General features: G+C 42.1%; 14 protein-coding genes and 1 tRNA gene. 5 read left to right on the forward strand and 10 right to left on the reverse strand.

Annotated features, from left to right (window positions below; genetic code table 11):
- Positions 1 to 405: 405 nt before the first annotated feature.
- The gene (locus B5D40_RS09640; RefSeq protein ID WP_078776750.1) at positions 406 to 2,010 is read left to right on the forward strand and encodes an AAA family ATPase; all 1,605 of its coding nucleotides are present in this window, start codon (positions 406 to 408) and stop codon (positions 2,008 to 2,010) included.
- 133 nt (positions 2,011 to 2,143) lie between these two features.
- On the opposite strand, the gene B5D40_RS09645 is transcribed toward B5D40_RS09640, so the two are convergent.
- Positions 2,144 to 3,826 carry an HFCD family protein gene (locus B5D40_RS09645; RefSeq protein ID WP_143394531.1) on the reverse strand — a complete coding sequence of 561 codons (1,683 nt, stop codon included), beginning with the start codon at positions 3,824 to 3,826 and terminating at the stop codon, positions 2,144 to 2,146.
- 9 nt (positions 3,827 to 3,835) lie between these two features.
- A complete protein-coding gene (locus B5D40_RS09650; protein ID WP_158222197.1) occupies positions 3,836 to 4,699 on the reverse strand; it encodes a ComEC/Rec2 family competence protein in 864 nt (287 codons plus the stop codon).
- A 102-nt stretch (positions 4,700 to 4,801) separates the two neighbouring features.
- Between B5D40_RS09650 and B5D40_RS09655 the strand changes: the two genes are divergently transcribed.
- The 4 genes from B5D40_RS09655 to B5D40_RS09670 all read left to right on the forward strand — a co-directional run bounded on the left by B5D40_RS09655 (position 4,802) and on the right by B5D40_RS09670 (position 7,048).
- Positions 4,802 to 5,173 (forward strand): hypothetical protein, encoded by a 372-nt coding sequence (locus B5D40_RS09655; protein ID WP_073304505.1) that lies wholly within the window; start codon positions 4,802 to 4,804, stop codon positions 5,171 to 5,173.
- A 59-nt stretch (positions 5,174 to 5,232) separates the two neighbouring features.
- A tRNA-His gene (locus tag B5D40_RS09660) sits at positions 5,233 to 5,307 on the forward strand.
- 111 nt (positions 5,308 to 5,418) lie between these two features.
- Positions 5,419 to 5,748, forward strand: a complete 330-nt coding sequence (locus tag B5D40_RS09665) for an ArsR/SmtB family transcription factor (RefSeq protein WP_078776775.1) — start codon at positions 5,419 to 5,421, stop codon at positions 5,746 to 5,748.
- Position 5,749: 1 nt separating this feature from the next.
- Positions 5,750 to 7,048 carry a permease gene (locus B5D40_RS09670; RefSeq protein ID WP_078776753.1) on the forward strand — a complete coding sequence of 433 codons (1,299 nt, stop codon included), beginning with the start codon at positions 5,750 to 5,752 and terminating at the stop codon, positions 7,046 to 7,048.
- A 28-nt stretch (positions 7,049 to 7,076) separates the two neighbouring features.
- Here the strand turns inward: B5D40_RS09670 and B5D40_RS09675 are convergent, their stop codons facing one another.
- The 8 genes from B5D40_RS09675 to B5D40_RS09705 all read right to left on the reverse strand — a co-directional run bounded on the left by B5D40_RS09675 (position 7,077) and on the right by B5D40_RS09705 (position 13,915).
- A complete protein-coding gene (locus B5D40_RS09675; RefSeq protein WP_143394532.1) occupies positions 7,077 to 7,643 on the reverse strand; it encodes a hypothetical protein in 567 nt (188 codons plus the stop codon).
- 287 nt (positions 7,644 to 7,930) lie between these two features.
- Positions 7,931 to 8,638: a hypothetical protein gene (locus tag B5D40_RS09680; RefSeq protein WP_078776755.1), complete on the reverse strand. Its 708-nt coding sequence runs from the start codon at positions 8,636 to 8,638 to the stop codon at positions 7,931 to 7,933.
- A gap of 25 nt (positions 8,639 to 8,663) precedes the next feature.
- On the reverse strand, positions 8,664 to 11,213 hold the full coding sequence (locus B5D40_RS09685) for an AAA domain-containing protein (RefSeq protein ID WP_159446927.1): 2,550 nt from the start codon (positions 11,211 to 11,213) through the stop codon (positions 8,664 to 8,666).
- 8 nt (positions 11,214 to 11,221) lie between these two features.
- The gene (locus B5D40_RS15330) at positions 11,222 to 11,425 is read right to left on the reverse strand and encodes a hypothetical protein (RefSeq protein WP_143394533.1); all 204 of its coding nucleotides are present in this window, start codon (positions 11,423 to 11,425) and stop codon (positions 11,222 to 11,224) included.
- Positions 11,426 to 11,731: 306 nt separating this feature from the next.
- Positions 11,732 to 12,046, reverse strand: a complete 315-nt coding sequence (locus tag B5D40_RS09690; RefSeq protein WP_078776757.1) for a hypothetical protein — start codon at positions 12,044 to 12,046, stop codon at positions 11,732 to 11,734.
- Between the two features lie 235 nt (positions 12,047 to 12,281).
- On the reverse strand, positions 12,282 to 12,524 hold the full coding sequence (locus B5D40_RS15335; protein ID WP_143394534.1) for a hypothetical protein: 243 nt from the start codon (positions 12,522 to 12,524) through the stop codon (positions 12,282 to 12,284).
- A 237-nt stretch (positions 12,525 to 12,761) separates the two neighbouring features.
- Positions 12,762 to 13,076 (reverse strand): hypothetical protein, encoded by a 315-nt coding sequence (locus tag B5D40_RS09700; protein WP_078776759.1) that lies wholly within the window; start codon positions 13,074 to 13,076, stop codon positions 12,762 to 12,764.
- A gap of 65 nt (positions 13,077 to 13,141) precedes the next feature.
- On the reverse strand, positions 13,142 to 13,915 hold the full coding sequence (locus tag B5D40_RS09705) for a hypothetical protein (protein WP_078776760.1): 774 nt from the start codon (positions 13,913 to 13,915) through the stop codon (positions 13,142 to 13,144).

Raw genomic sequence — 13,915 nt, forward strand, 5'->3', positions numbered from 1 at the left:
AACTCGGTTATCAGTTATCAGTTCCGACTATCAGCTTTCAACTAATCACTGATCACTAGTCGCTAACCCCTAATCCCTAACCATGGTTCGACAACCGGTCCCTGAGCCTGTCGAAGCACACCAACCAAGCAAATCGGGTGGAGTTTTGTATATAAGTCCCTTTTTATGTATAAGAAACACACAGAAGAATGGGCGAAAATCTTTGAACTCTATAAAAAGCATTTTGGAACTGCATGTATCTCTAGGCAAATGCGACTGGACGAGTTCGAGGACGCTTTGTAACCATTGAAACACGAGAGGATGGTGCAAGCCGGGTGAAGTTATTGAAACACTTGATCCTATATGGAGAAACCTCGAATCTTGGCTTCTGCTGACCGCCCCTAAGCATTTTTATATATTCATAATATGGGTATTTACGTCAATCCAAACAACGAAAGTCTAAAAATTAGCATGAATTCGCCCACATACGTGGACAAGTCTATGCTCATTGCCGAAGTGAATCGTCTTGTCTGCACTGAAAAACGGTTCCTTTGCGTGTCCCGTTCGCGTCGTTTTGGAAAGACGATGGCCCTCAACATGCTTTGCGCCTATTTTAGCAAGGGGTGTGATAGCCGCGAGTTGTTCAAGAACTTAAAATTTTCGAAAGACCCAAGTTTTGAAAAGTATCTGAATAAATTCAACGTGATCAAGCTGGATGTAAACTCGTTTTATTCCAACCTGTCAAAAAAAGAACAGGAAGAAAAGGTCGATCGTTCGACAAGGGATATTACCCCGATTTTCAATGGAGCTGTAGTTAAGGAACTCATACCGGCCTTCCCTGCGAGCAATATCACCGAAGACGATAGCATTGCCGATGCTCTTCTCAAAATCTACGCCACGACAGGCGAACAGTTCGTTGTCCTTCTTGACGAATACGACGTGCTAATCCGTGAACGCGTTTCGGAAGAGATTTTCAAGTCTTACTTGAATTTTTTGAACGCCATGTTCAAGAACGACAACCTCGCTCCGGCAATCGCTATGGCTTACGTTACGGGAATTTTGCCCATCGTCCGTGACAAGGTGCAGTCCAAGTTGAACGTGTTTGATGAATACACAATGCGCGATTCTTGGTCCCTGGCGGAATTTGTCGGCTTTACAAGTGCTGAAGTCCAAGATTTATGCCAGGAGTACGGCCTAGATATGGACGAATGCAGGCGTTGGTACGATGGATACAACATTAACGGCATAGAAACCTACAGTCCGGAATCCATCATTTCGGCTGTCCGACGGAAAAAATTCAAGAGCTACTGGACTCAGACGGGGTCTTACGAGGCTCTCAAAAATTTCATCCTGATGAATTTTGAAGGAATCCTTGACGATGTAAAAACAATGATTGCCGGGGGACGTATTCCAGTGGATGTGAACAGCTACCTGAACACGATGACAGATTTTCACAGCAAGGACGATGTGTTTACCTACTTGATTCACCTTGGCTATTTGGCATACGACGAGGATGCCGAGGAATGCTACATCCCGAACCGCGAGGTGCGCGACCAGTGGATTCTTTCGGTGCAATTTTCTCCCGATTACAAGGGCCTGATGGAATTGGTGAATTCCAGCAAGCAGCTGGTGGAAAGCACCATCGAATGCGATTCGGATGCGGTGGCGATTGCGCTTGACAAGGCGCACGAGCAAATTTGTAACAATCTGAATTATAATAACGAGGGGACTTTCCAGGCGGTGATTTGCCTTGCTTATTTTTATGCAAACTTGAAGTACACAATTGTAAAGGAATTGCCCACAGGCAAAGGCGTCGCCGACGTAGCGATGATTCCGTACGTGCCGAACACGCCAGCGCTGATTATCGAATTGAAGCGCAACAAGTGTGAAAAGACTGCGTTGGAGCAGATTCGCGCAAAGAACTATGGCGCGGCACTTGAAAAATACAGCGGCGACTTGCTGTTTGTCGGCGTAAATTACGACGAACAAAGTAAGGAACACAAGTGCGTCATCGAGAAGTTTGTGAAGTAGAAACTAAAATTTTGGATGAAACGAATCGGTAGGCAATCACCGATGTTGGTCGCTTCTGCTTTAATACCTTCGTTCAGATGGTGGGAACCTCTAAAAATTCATTTGTCATTTTGGTGCTGCCTATCTTAGGAATTTATTTTGTGGCTTGCATCTCGGGAACGAGCTTTTGCACGAATTCCATTCCTCGATGCAAATTCTCTTCGGCGGTTTTCAGCCAGCTTTCGCGGGCTTCGGAGTTGCTTTTGGATTTTTCCGATTGAATCCATTTTTGGTATAGGGAAATTTCCTGGTCAAATAAATTCGGCCTTTGGGAAGAAATCAAATCGTATTTTCGTCCGTAAATAAAATCGACCATTTCGGATAAAGTATAAAGTCGGTTAAAGTAGGCGATGTTGGGCCCGGGGCAAATGGCCTGCGGAGCGATTTCCTCTCGTTCGATTCCCAAAGAAATCAGGGCGGAGTTGCCGAGTTCGTGGCAAATGCAGCTTTTTTCTTGGACTCTGCGGATCTGTTCGCGCTTTTGCAAATCCGGAATGTCCTTCGACAAAATTTCGGCGATTTTTTTCTTTTGGTATTCCTTGCTGGCGGTGCAAATCAACCGTTCAGAAAATTCGGTGTTGTTTTGCAGAAATCCTTTGGGACAATCGGAACCGAAAATGCCTATGTCGATTTTTCGAATGCGGTTTTGTTCGGAACCGCTGGATTTGAGATTGCTAAAGGGAACGTCCAATGGGGATGCGTTGCTCATCCAGATGTCGTTTTCATTCGCTTCGGCGAGTTTTTCCCGAGTGCTGGTATCGACAAGGGTCGCTTCGGGAACCAGTAAAAACGGAGTGCCCCAGCCGCAACGGTCAAAGCCAAAACGGCGCATGAGAAATTCCGCTTCTTGGGCGTTGCCAAGGCCTCCTTGGACAGAAAACAGCGGAGTGCATGGCTTGTCAAGACGGCTAGAATCCAGATGGTGCGCTGCATAGTATTTTTGCAAAGCGGGCTTTAATGATGAACAAAGCAATTCTTTTTTTTCTTGCATTTCTTGCAAGATGACGGGCAGCAATTCGCCTTGGGAAGGAAACAGATGCCCTCCGCAATTCAACCCGGATTCTACGCGGTATTCGCTGACTTCAAGGCCTTTTCGAGCGAGGGTTTTCCCTTGGATGAGCGCTGAACGAAAATCCGAAACCTTAAGCGAAATTTTTTTGTCGAATTGCCCACTGGCGTTTCGGTAGAAACAGGGAAATTTTTCCATTTCCGAAAACAACGCTTGATTGATTCCCGCACTTAAAATCAAACGGGTATTCCCATTCAGGGTGGATTCCGCATAGCCCCGAAGCGCTTCCCGAGCATCTTCGAAATCGGGTCTGTCCAATTTGACCATGATATTGACATCAATGGATCCGGGCTGCATCTTTTGAGTCAGTTCTTTTTCCGTTTTTATGCGCTCGTCGCCTGCGGGCATTTCGCGCATTTGCAGATATTGAATGCGCAAAGGGTCTTGAGTCGGCAGCAGCAAAAAGTAGCGGTCCTTGTTGGAATTGCCGGTGAAAGGTTCGGCAACTGTTCTTTCAAATTTTTTTTGAGCAAGGATGTGAATTAAATTCAAGTAGCGACGAATCCGCTCGGCTCGGGAGTGCTTTTCCGAGCTGGCGACTTTTTCGTAGGGAATGGCGAATTTTTGGGCGTAATATAAACCGATGCGTTCTAAAAGTTTATCATCGACCAACGATATGGCGGAATCGATTCCTAAATGGGAAACTCGAATGGGAGTGTCGGCGGTAAATCCGGTCCCCATTACGGGAATATAAAAATGATGCGGCATAGGGCTAAACTAGTATTTTTCAATCCACAGGGCCTTATTGATTTTCCATTTAATGGAGAAGGAGCCCAGAAGGTCTGTACGCAAAATGTGGGAAGAATCCGGGATGAATAAGGATAATTTTTGAAGGGTGCTTGCTGCGGGGTGTCCATAAGGATTTTGTTTTCCCGCGGAAATGGCTGCAATCGCAGGGGATACCTGTTCCAAAAAAGCAATGGAAGAACTGGTTTTGGAACCGTGATGGCCGACTTGCAACAGGTCTGCGTGCAGATCCCTGGAAATATCCAGCAGATATTGTTCAAATTCGCTTTCTAAATCGCCGGTGAACAGGGTGCGCCTTTTTCCATCTGCCATTTGCAGCACGACACTGGCGTTGTTGCCTTCTAAACGCAAAAAATCTGGAGGCCATAAAATTTTGCAATCCCATCCGGCGCAAGGCAATTTGCTTCCTCGGATTACAGGAACGACTGGGGTCCCGAATTTTTTCGCCAGTTTAAAAACGCTATCCCGAAGCCAGCTTCCGCCCGTATCGCTTCCGTAGAACAGCGTATCGATTTTCCAGTCGGCAGTCCATTCCAAAAGCCCGCCGGCATGGTCTCTGTGCCAGTGGCTGACGAGCACCCAGTTCAAGTGTTCAATGTGTCGGTTTTTGAGGGTGTCCCCGAAACCGTTTGAGTCGTTTCCGGTGTCATAAAGCGCATTCCAGTTTTCATTTTCCGCCGAAAAAAGTATGGCAAGTCCTTGCCCCACATCTAAAAAATCAATCGAACCCATTCCGCAATCGGCGGTTTCTGCCGAAATATCCGCTTGGCTACAGCCGGTGAAGACGGCTAAGATGGCGATGAACGTCCAAAAATATTTTCCTGTTTTTTGCATAAAGCCTCTCCAAGATGAAATTCTACGAAATAAGACGTTCCACATGCCGGAAAAAGGAAAAAAATTGAAAAACAAACAGATTTTTAGTAAATTTACAGCGCTATGCAGTTACCGAAGTACAAGAAAAAGAAACGCGTTAAGCTCAAGATTTGTCAAGAGCCTGGTTGCGGAGCGGAATTTTGGGGACATCCCATTGCCAAGTATTGCGAAAAGCATCGGGATATCAAAAATCGTCAAAAGCAGAAAAAAGACGTGGAAAATATCGATGCGAAGAACATTGTTTTTCGTCATAATTATACCGATATTTTGGATCTCAAGTTCCGCTGCTGTCTGGAAGGCTGTGGCAATTTATTTGAAATCAAGGTGTTTCCGAAGCAATTTATCTATCCGAGGTTCTGCAACGAACACCGCAATGATTTTAAACGGGCTAATTTTATCCGTTTGATGCGTCGCAAGAATCAAAGTGAAGAATAATTCGGGGAAAACCCTTTGAATTTTCGGAAGCTTTGCTATATTTGAGGCGCTCACTAATGGTGGGTGTAGCTCAGATTGGTTAGAGTCCCAGATTGTGATTCTGGTTGTCGTCGGTTCGAGTCCGATTACCCACCCTTGTAAACCCCTGCACATTGTGCAGGGGTTTCGTGTTTTTTTTCGGAATAGAAATTTTAAAATGGGGAAATGCCCTTGACAAAAAATGGAGATTTTCTAAATATGAAAATATGAATAAGTGTTCATATATAGAGAAAAGCTCGGAAATTTCGATGGATGTCCTTTTTGAGCTCTCGGAATTTTTCAAATTTTTTGGCGATACGACTCGAATCCGCATCATCCAGATTCTTTTGGGCAAAGAAGAATCGGTCTGTGAAATTGCGGAACAATTGAATTTGGAACAGTCCGTGGTAAGCCATCAGCTTCGGATTTTGCGCACGGCAAATTTGGTGAAACCTCGTCGGGAAGGGCGAAAAATATTCTATTCCCTTGACGATGAACATATCGGATTGATTTTCAATACGGGATTGGCTCATATTTTGCACAAGAAAGGAGAGTAAAATGTTTGTGCAGGAAGTGATTTTTGAAAAGTTTTTGCCGCAACTAGGCGTGTTGTTTGCAGAGATGGCACCCTTTTTGTTGTTGGGCTTTTTGCTAGCGGGAATCATTCACGTCTGGATTCCTAATCGGCTCTACATTCCTAAAATAGCGAAGCCGAATTTAAAATCGGTCGTGTGGGCGGCTTTATTTGGCGTGCCTCTTCCGATTTGCAGCTGCGGTGTCATTCCTACGGCGATAGTGCTTCGGCGCGAGGGCGCAAGCAAGGGGGCGAGTGTCAGCTTTTTGATTTCAACGCCGGCTACGGGACTGGATTCCATTTTAGCGACATATTCTTTGCTGGGCGGGCCTTTTGCCTTGTTGCGCCCGATAGCGGCATTTGCTACAGCGATTTTCGGCGGCGTATTGACGAATTTTGCCACTCGAAAAGAAAAAGAAATCCCTATTGCTCTGGCCCAAGCGCAGGAATGTAAAACGGAAAAAACAAAAACTTTTGCGAAAAAAATGGCAGAAACCGCGAAATACGGTTTTGTGGAAATGGTCGGAAATGTGAGCAAGTGGCTGTGTATCGGCCTTGTTCTGGGTGCGCTGATTGCCGCCTTTGTCCCGAATGATTTTTTCCTTGTCTTGCGAGAGCATTCTTTGCTTTGCATGCTTGCCGTGCTTCTGCTGGCCATGCCGATGTACACTTGCGCAACGGGTTCTATTCCTTTGGCTTTGGCGCTTGTGGCTAAGGGAATCACGCCGGGAGCGGCTCTTGTGCTTTTAATGGCTGGGCCGGCCACAAGTATTGCGAGTATGCTTGTCGTGGGAAAAAATTTTGGGAGACGGGCATTGGTTGCCTATTTGGTTTCGATTGCTTTTGGCGCTATGGCGTTTGGCTTTATTGTCGATACGTTCTTTATGGATTTGTTTTTGGAAAATATGATTCCGCAGGGATCTGCAGAATTTTCGGGACATCATTTGGGACTCGTCAATTATATCGGAGCCGTTTTGCTGTTGGCGTTGATGATTTTTTCAAAATGGCGTGGAAAATTTATGAAACATGGCGATTGTTGCCATCGCTCGCAGAAAGGTTGCGACTGCGAAATGCAAATGGTCAAATTTTATCGAGTGGAGGGAATGCGTTGCAATCATTGTAAAATGAGTGTGGAAAACGCTTTGAAAAATTTGGATGGAGTAGAAAGTGTCGCAGTCGATCTTTCGAAAAAAAGCGTGGCAGTAAAAGGAAAAATCGACGAGGCGGTTTTAAAATCGGCGATTGAAAAAGCGGGCTTTGAATTTGCCGGAGAAATGAAATAAGCGAAGGCTCCCTTGTCGGAGCCTTTAGTTAGATAAAGAAAACGTGTTTCAAGTCGCTGGCTTCGTTTTTTGCTCCTTTTTTATCGCTGCGCGTTGACGCTTCTGTAGTTCTGTAATTTTCGTTTCGACTAAACTGTATTTGGTAATGATTGTTTTGGGCCTGTTTCCGTTCTAGCTGAAAAAACTGCAAAGCGTCCTTTGTGTTTTTCCAATCGTCTTTGTTGGCGGCTGTCAAAATGGAATCGCGGTGCTTTTCGTATTTTTGAATTTCTGACGTGTATTTTTGAGTTAGGGTTTTTAGAACATCTATCGGGCGGGATTTTTTGCAGGCGGATTTTTCGCCCTCATGATTTTTGATGTATTCTTTTGCCGCCATAAGCAAGTTCAATAAAGTTTCATTTTCAAAGTATTCTTCTAAAAGAATTGGGATAGAAATTGTCTTTGTGCTGTTTTTATGTATTTCTTGCTTGGAATTTAATTGGTGTTGGAGAGCTGAAATTTTAGTTTCAAGGTCTTTGTTTGTTGTAGATAGAGAATGTAGTTCTTTTTCCAAATGCTTGATTTTTACGAACTGATCTTTCAAGGACTTTTTCATCGAGTGAATTTTGTGCAGAATGTTATCGATTCGATTTTTAAATTTGTTGTCGGTCATTATTCATATCCTCGATTAAATAAGACGAAGAGATGTCTTAAAAAATATTTAAAATTCTGAAATGTCATTGTTTATGGAAAAATGTTCCCGCCAAAGGCGGGAACACGACTTTATTTCCGCGGAGAATTATTTCCACGTCCGCCGCCGCTTGGATTGCCCGTTTTGGATGGGAATCCTGCGCCGTTTGGATTGTTTGTTGGTTGTGGCATCGTTATTACCTCCTTTCTGGTTTAATTGTAAGTGTATTCATTATCGTCATCTTCATCATAATCATCATCGTATTTTTCGCGCAGGTTTTGCGCCAAGTAGCTCGTCAATCTGAAACGAATTTCAAAGGATTCCTCATTTCCTTTGATGTTTTTTAGGGAAATAAGAATTTTTAGACGATCGTTTGATAATGTGGCGTCAAAAGTCGTATTTGAAATGAATGTTGGGCGGTATTCCTGTTCCAATTTGTCAATTTTTAATTCTGGAGAATTGGAAATGAAAGATGTTGCGCAAAATTCGGTCATGTTTTCCGCATCGAAATATTCCATTTCCTGTTTTCCGTTGTCATACCAGTTATCGGGGACATCTTGAAGGTGCAAAAGCAAATAAGTGTCTTCAATGGGAAGTACTGTTGCTAAGAAGCAACCTTTGTAGCCTTGCCAAATTTTACCGATCTCGGAGGCATTCTTGCCTTCCGAAGTCAATGTGTATTCATCGTTTTTTCTCGTAAGCAATCCATTATTTAAAAAGAAAAAAAGGATGTTTTTTATAGCGGCAATACGAGCTTTTCCGTTATCGCCGAATAAATCTCGACAAAGCGTTTCCTGACAAACTTTTGGATTTTTCCCAATGTACTGAAGGAACGGAGAAATCCATGGGTTGTCTGTCATGCGGCGGATTTCGCCTTTGACGATGATGAATTGGATGTCTTTTTGAATGTCGATTTTCATATGCTTTTCCTTTGAAATGGATGAATTAAAAAGATTTCCGCACGGCGGCTAGCTTTTGGGCGATGCGTCCGAGTGCGCCTTGGGATTTGCTCATTGCTTTCCAATTACCGACATGGATCATCATATACTTAGCGCGTGTTATGGCTACATTTAATCGGTTCGGTGCTTCTAGAAAGCAGGTCGGATGACTGTTGCTGTAACTTAAAAAAACAATATCTGCTTCGTGCCCTTGGAAGGAATCTACCGATCCGGCTTCATAGTGGACGTTGTTATTTTTTCCGTCGAAAATTTTTTTGCATTCTTGCTTCAGTTTTTCGGCTTGCTCTTTATAAAAGGAAAGAACGGCTACGGAATACTTCCCGCCCGATTTTTGGGCGAAGTTTTTAAATGCTCGCAATTCCTTGGAAATCCAATCGATTTCTTTTTGATTGCAGTTTCGAAAATTACATTTCCCTTTAATGTCGGCAAAAAAGTTGTGCTGCTTTCCGTATCGCGTATAATTCCATTCGCGCTTTCCTCGCATATGTTCGGATTTCATTGCTTTGCTTTCGTAAAATTCTTCGGAAGCAATTTGCGCAATTTCTGGATGGGAACGATGCTGGTAAGAAAGCGTTGTCATTCTTGATTTCAAAAATTCTTGAGGAATGCCTCGAAAAAGAGCCGTATCTCGATTTTCACCGAAACCGCGTAGAAAAAGCTCCATACAGGATGGCAAATAAATTTGTCTGAATTTTTCAAGGTTTTGGCTAGAATTTTTATTCTTGTTTTGGGGAAAAAGATTTTCGATCTCTTTCTTCAGAGAAACACGGATGTCATTATGGATGTTGGTGATATTGTCCCGTTCCTCAAAAAGCCGAATCATTCGCCAGCTCATTTCATCGTGCCATTCACGCGGATAGTTTTCACCAAAACGTTTCAAAATTTTTTCGCGGTTGTATCGTGCGAGATGAAACCATTCTTGCAATTCTTCTTCATGAAGAATTCTTCCGGTTTTTATGTCGCAAGCTGGACGAACTGTTGTAACTCTTGGAGAAATCTGGAAATGAATTGAATGGAATGATTTGATGGAGCCTAGAATAATGGCTGCATAAGGGAGAATTTCGAAATCTTCCGGATTGTCTGCATCGGCAACAAGAATGTTGTTTTCTTTAGCGTATTTTTTGTAGAGGAAAGAATCGTAATCGGACTCTTTTTCTACAAGAATGCAAATTTGATTATTACCAAAAGTTTTAGAAACTAAAAGTGTGTCGGAGGCGACGGTAAATTCTTTTTTTTCTTTAGCGTCTTCTGGATAAAGCATTTGCAGATTATAAGATAAATCGCAATCCTCTACATAAGGCGGCAATTGTTTGATATCCCCGATGATAATCCAATGTTTACATAGAATAGCGGGAACAAGAAATTCTTGAATTGTAGTTTTGGAGGCTTCGTCAATAATCAAATAATCGAAGGGCTGCTCTATGGAAAATTCGCTTGTGCGAAAAAGTTTTTTGATTTCTGGAATTGCTGCGCCAAAAGTTGTTCCGGCGACAATCGGAGCACTATCTTCCAAAATTTCGTATAAAGTTTTATTCTTTTCATAAAGTTTTGGATCAATGATTGAACATAATTTCTCTTGTGCGGGATTTTGCGGATTCTTCAACCGTTCTTTCCAAGACTTACTTTCCAGAGAGGCAAAGTTTTTTCCAGAAAGGAAATTTTTCCCGATAAAGCTAATGCGCTCATTATCGGAATCACCGTAACGTTTGGCGGAAAAATTTTGAAGATTTGGGTAGATTTTTTCTAGAATATTATCAACGGCCACATTGGTGGAAGCTACTAGTAGAATTCTTTTTTGACGGAGTAATAATTGGTAAATGAGTTCTACGATACTTGTTGTTTTTCCAGATCCTGGAGGCCCGTTCAGAATGGCGATGTCTGGTGTTGAAAGGGCTTTGTTTATAAAGTCTCTTTGTTCTTCCGTTCCTTTTCGATTTATATCGTTTAAGAAATAATAGTCCTTGTCTTTCAGTATCGTTTTTTCAAATTCCTGAAGAGATATTTTTTCTTGTCCGAAAAGGGATTTAAAAAATGGAAAAGCGTCAATAAAGTTTTCTTTTTTGTAATTCTCTATTTGGTGGCGGATATTAGAATCGTAGATCAAATTCTGATTTTGGATTTCTTCTAGAGCAATCAATTCAAAAATTTGCTGCGTTATGTTTGGTGCTATACAAAGAAGGTTTTTCGGATTAATTTTTTTATCCAAAACCACAACAAAGGATTTTTCCTTGCTTTTTTTATCCTTTATTTCCCGAAAATTCAGAATTTTTCGAAAATTTTCATCTAAGAGTTTTGTATGCGGAACTTCATTTTCTGGAATCTGGTAACAGCCTAGACCATTTTTAAAGTTTTTGCGAAATGTTGCAACAATGTCTTCAAAATGAGTGCGTGTTTTTGGGGACGGTAGAAGTTGGTACCGATTTTCTTTTTCACTGGATTCGATTTGGCGGGCTTCTACAAAGTTAGTCTGGTATCCCGCTAGTTTTAAAGCAATTTCACCTTCAATCATTTTGACGTAATCTTTTATTTGGCTCATGATTTTCCTCAGTATTGGTATTGGTTGCTGGTGAGATGGTAGCCTAGTCCTTCGGGACATTTATAAACGTGCAAAATGGCTTTGCGTGTTTCCTTGGCGTAATAGGCGTTTTCCATTGCCGTCGTGTAATCGGGATATAGTTTTTTCAATTTGCCGTTTTTTCCGCAGCAGGAGCAGCGACGGATACTCAATGAGGTTGAAAAGTTTTTCATGCGAAATCCTTTTATTTTGTGTGGTACCTGCCAATGCAGATAAGTTTTTTACTTTGAACTAAAAAGAACCACAATGTGCTTCAGTTTAGCGTAAACGTCTTTTCGTTTACAAAAGAAAAACTAGGATCTTCTTAGGGGACAAAAAGGGACAAGTTTTGAACACCGGAAAAGGGTTTCGATTTTTCGCAGCGCAAGAGAGAAATTTATGGCGGACAGCTTTAAAAATTCATCTTGAAAAATCACCTGCAACGCATCGCGCTAGCAGTCTATTGACCAAGAGTCACAACTTCTTCGCCAAAGCAATTTTTAGAGGTTGACGTGCGGTAAAATTTTTGTTTCCAGAATAAAACGCTTTAATAAGAACGCACAGAAGTAGGGGAATGTGTAAAATTTTTTGTTGAAATCGATGTTCCCATTGCAAAGCTTGATGCCGTAATGGATGTCCTTATAGCATTCTTTGGAAATCAAGTTGTTCAAAGAAGGTGTTGCCTTGTCTCCCGCTTTGACTTCGGCAGGAATTAAGGAATCTGCATCGCTGTACCCGATAATAGATTTTGTATTCGTTGAATCTATTGTTTCCCTTAGACGGAAGCTTTGGCATTTCCAAATTGTAGTACACATTGATGATTCTGGAGTCTTTTTGCCAATCAATCGTTTTGATATATGCCCTAGTTCTTGCGCCTACCGCAATCTTGATAATTTGAAAAAGCTTGTTTCCTTTTGCAAAAAAACAGGAATAGATTATAGACGTTCTTGATTTTTCCTTTTCCAGTCCTAGGTCGTATTTTGTGCTATCTTATTCGTAGCCGATGAGAATTTGTTTTTGCAAAGTTCCTGAGAAGTTATTTTGTTCCCGCTATTTTTCTTTGGAAATTCCTAATACTTTGTCCAGTTCCTTTGATTTTTCACGCATTAGTTTTTGCAAGTTGGGATGCAAATAATATTCAACCGTCTGTGTCTTGGGATTTTCTGCGCTTAAGTTTCCGGGTAGTCTTGGATTTTCAAATAAATTGTCTGCAATGGGAAAGTGCTTTTTCAGGTCATCATAGAACTTTTCTATTTTTAAAAAATCGCCGCGAGTCCCTTTTCCCTTTTGCAAACGTTTCCGAGACGCCTTGTAGGATTCGACGTATTTGTCGCCATAAATTTTCTTGAAGCAGGGGGCGAAGCCGAATCGCTTTTGGTAAAAATCCTTAAAAGGGTCGCAGTGTGGTTCTGCGACTTCTTTGGTTACTCGATTATTTTTGTTTTGTTTATTTTTGCGCCGCAAAATTTCTGTTTTGCAGTGGCCAATATATTCGTCGATTTTTTCTAGAATATCTGGTGCGGACATGCTTTAATCTTTTGCGTCTTCAAGACATTTGTTGTATTCTTTTTCATCGTTTTTGAGTTTGCCTTTTTCTGCGGCCTTGTTCAGTTTTTTGTCCTTTCCGTCATACTCGCAGGCAAGGCTTGCTACATAGCAGGCGCAGGCGTTCAATTTGGAAACTTGTTGGGAATAGCTGGAATAATAGGAACTGCTCATGCATTCTTGCATCAGTTTGTATTCCATCTGTCGGCTGAATCTTTTGTCCTGACAACTTCCCAAAAAAGCGTAACTTATGGAAGAGGCTATGCTTAGAGAAATTAGGATGGTGAGAATTGTTTTCATAAGGTATCTCCTTTTTGTATGTGTGAGGAAAGATTTATTTTGGGGGAAGAAGGCGCCCCCCCCCCTCAATACAAATACCAATACCACTCCAATTCGCAATCTTCATTCTTGTAGTCCGATTGATATTGATATGAGTTGTCGCTTAAATTGCCGATATTATAAACGTTGTAACAGTATCCCGAACTATAATCGTCGTTGTCCAAAAGGTCTCTGTCAATGACTTTGGGACAGACGCTAAGTTTTTCGGTATAGGCGGGGACAATCGCGTCATAGCCGGACAAGCCGCTCCATTCAATAATATCTGATTTGTCCAATAATTTTCCGGTGGAAATGGTTTTCAGGGTGTCGCCGTAAGTAGATATTGCATGAATGGTAAAGGAGATTACGGGATCACCTTTTGTATTTGTTCCGTCCCAGTCTGTGCCGGTTTTAAGATATGTTAGGACAAATGTCATATTTTTCGGTTCATCCAGATAGTTTTTACTCTGGTAGCTGGAGCTGGAAGAATAGGAACATTGGTAGCCGTAATTCGTGCAGCACCAGGAGTCGGAATAGGAGGATGTTCCGAGTCTGCATTTTTCCGATTCGCTCTGGTAGCTGGAGCTGGAAGAATAGGAACATTGATAGCCGTAATTTTCACAGCACCAGGAATCCGAATAAGAGGATGTTCCAAGCTTGCATTTGCCTTTTTCTTCGGTATCGTTGCTTGCTTCCCCGGCGAAATCCTCGAAATCATCGTTTATAGATGAGAAGGCGTTTTCATCGGAGCAACTGGTGAAAAGAAAAATCACCATAGTTAGTACGAAAGCTTTTGAAAAAATTGTCTGCCGTTTTTTCAT

The organism is Fibrobacter intestinalis (genome assembly GCF_900167415.1).
In the GTDB taxonomy this organism is placed as follows: Bacteria; Fibrobacterota; Fibrobacteria; order Fibrobacterales; family Fibrobacteraceae; genus Hallerella; species Hallerella intestinalis.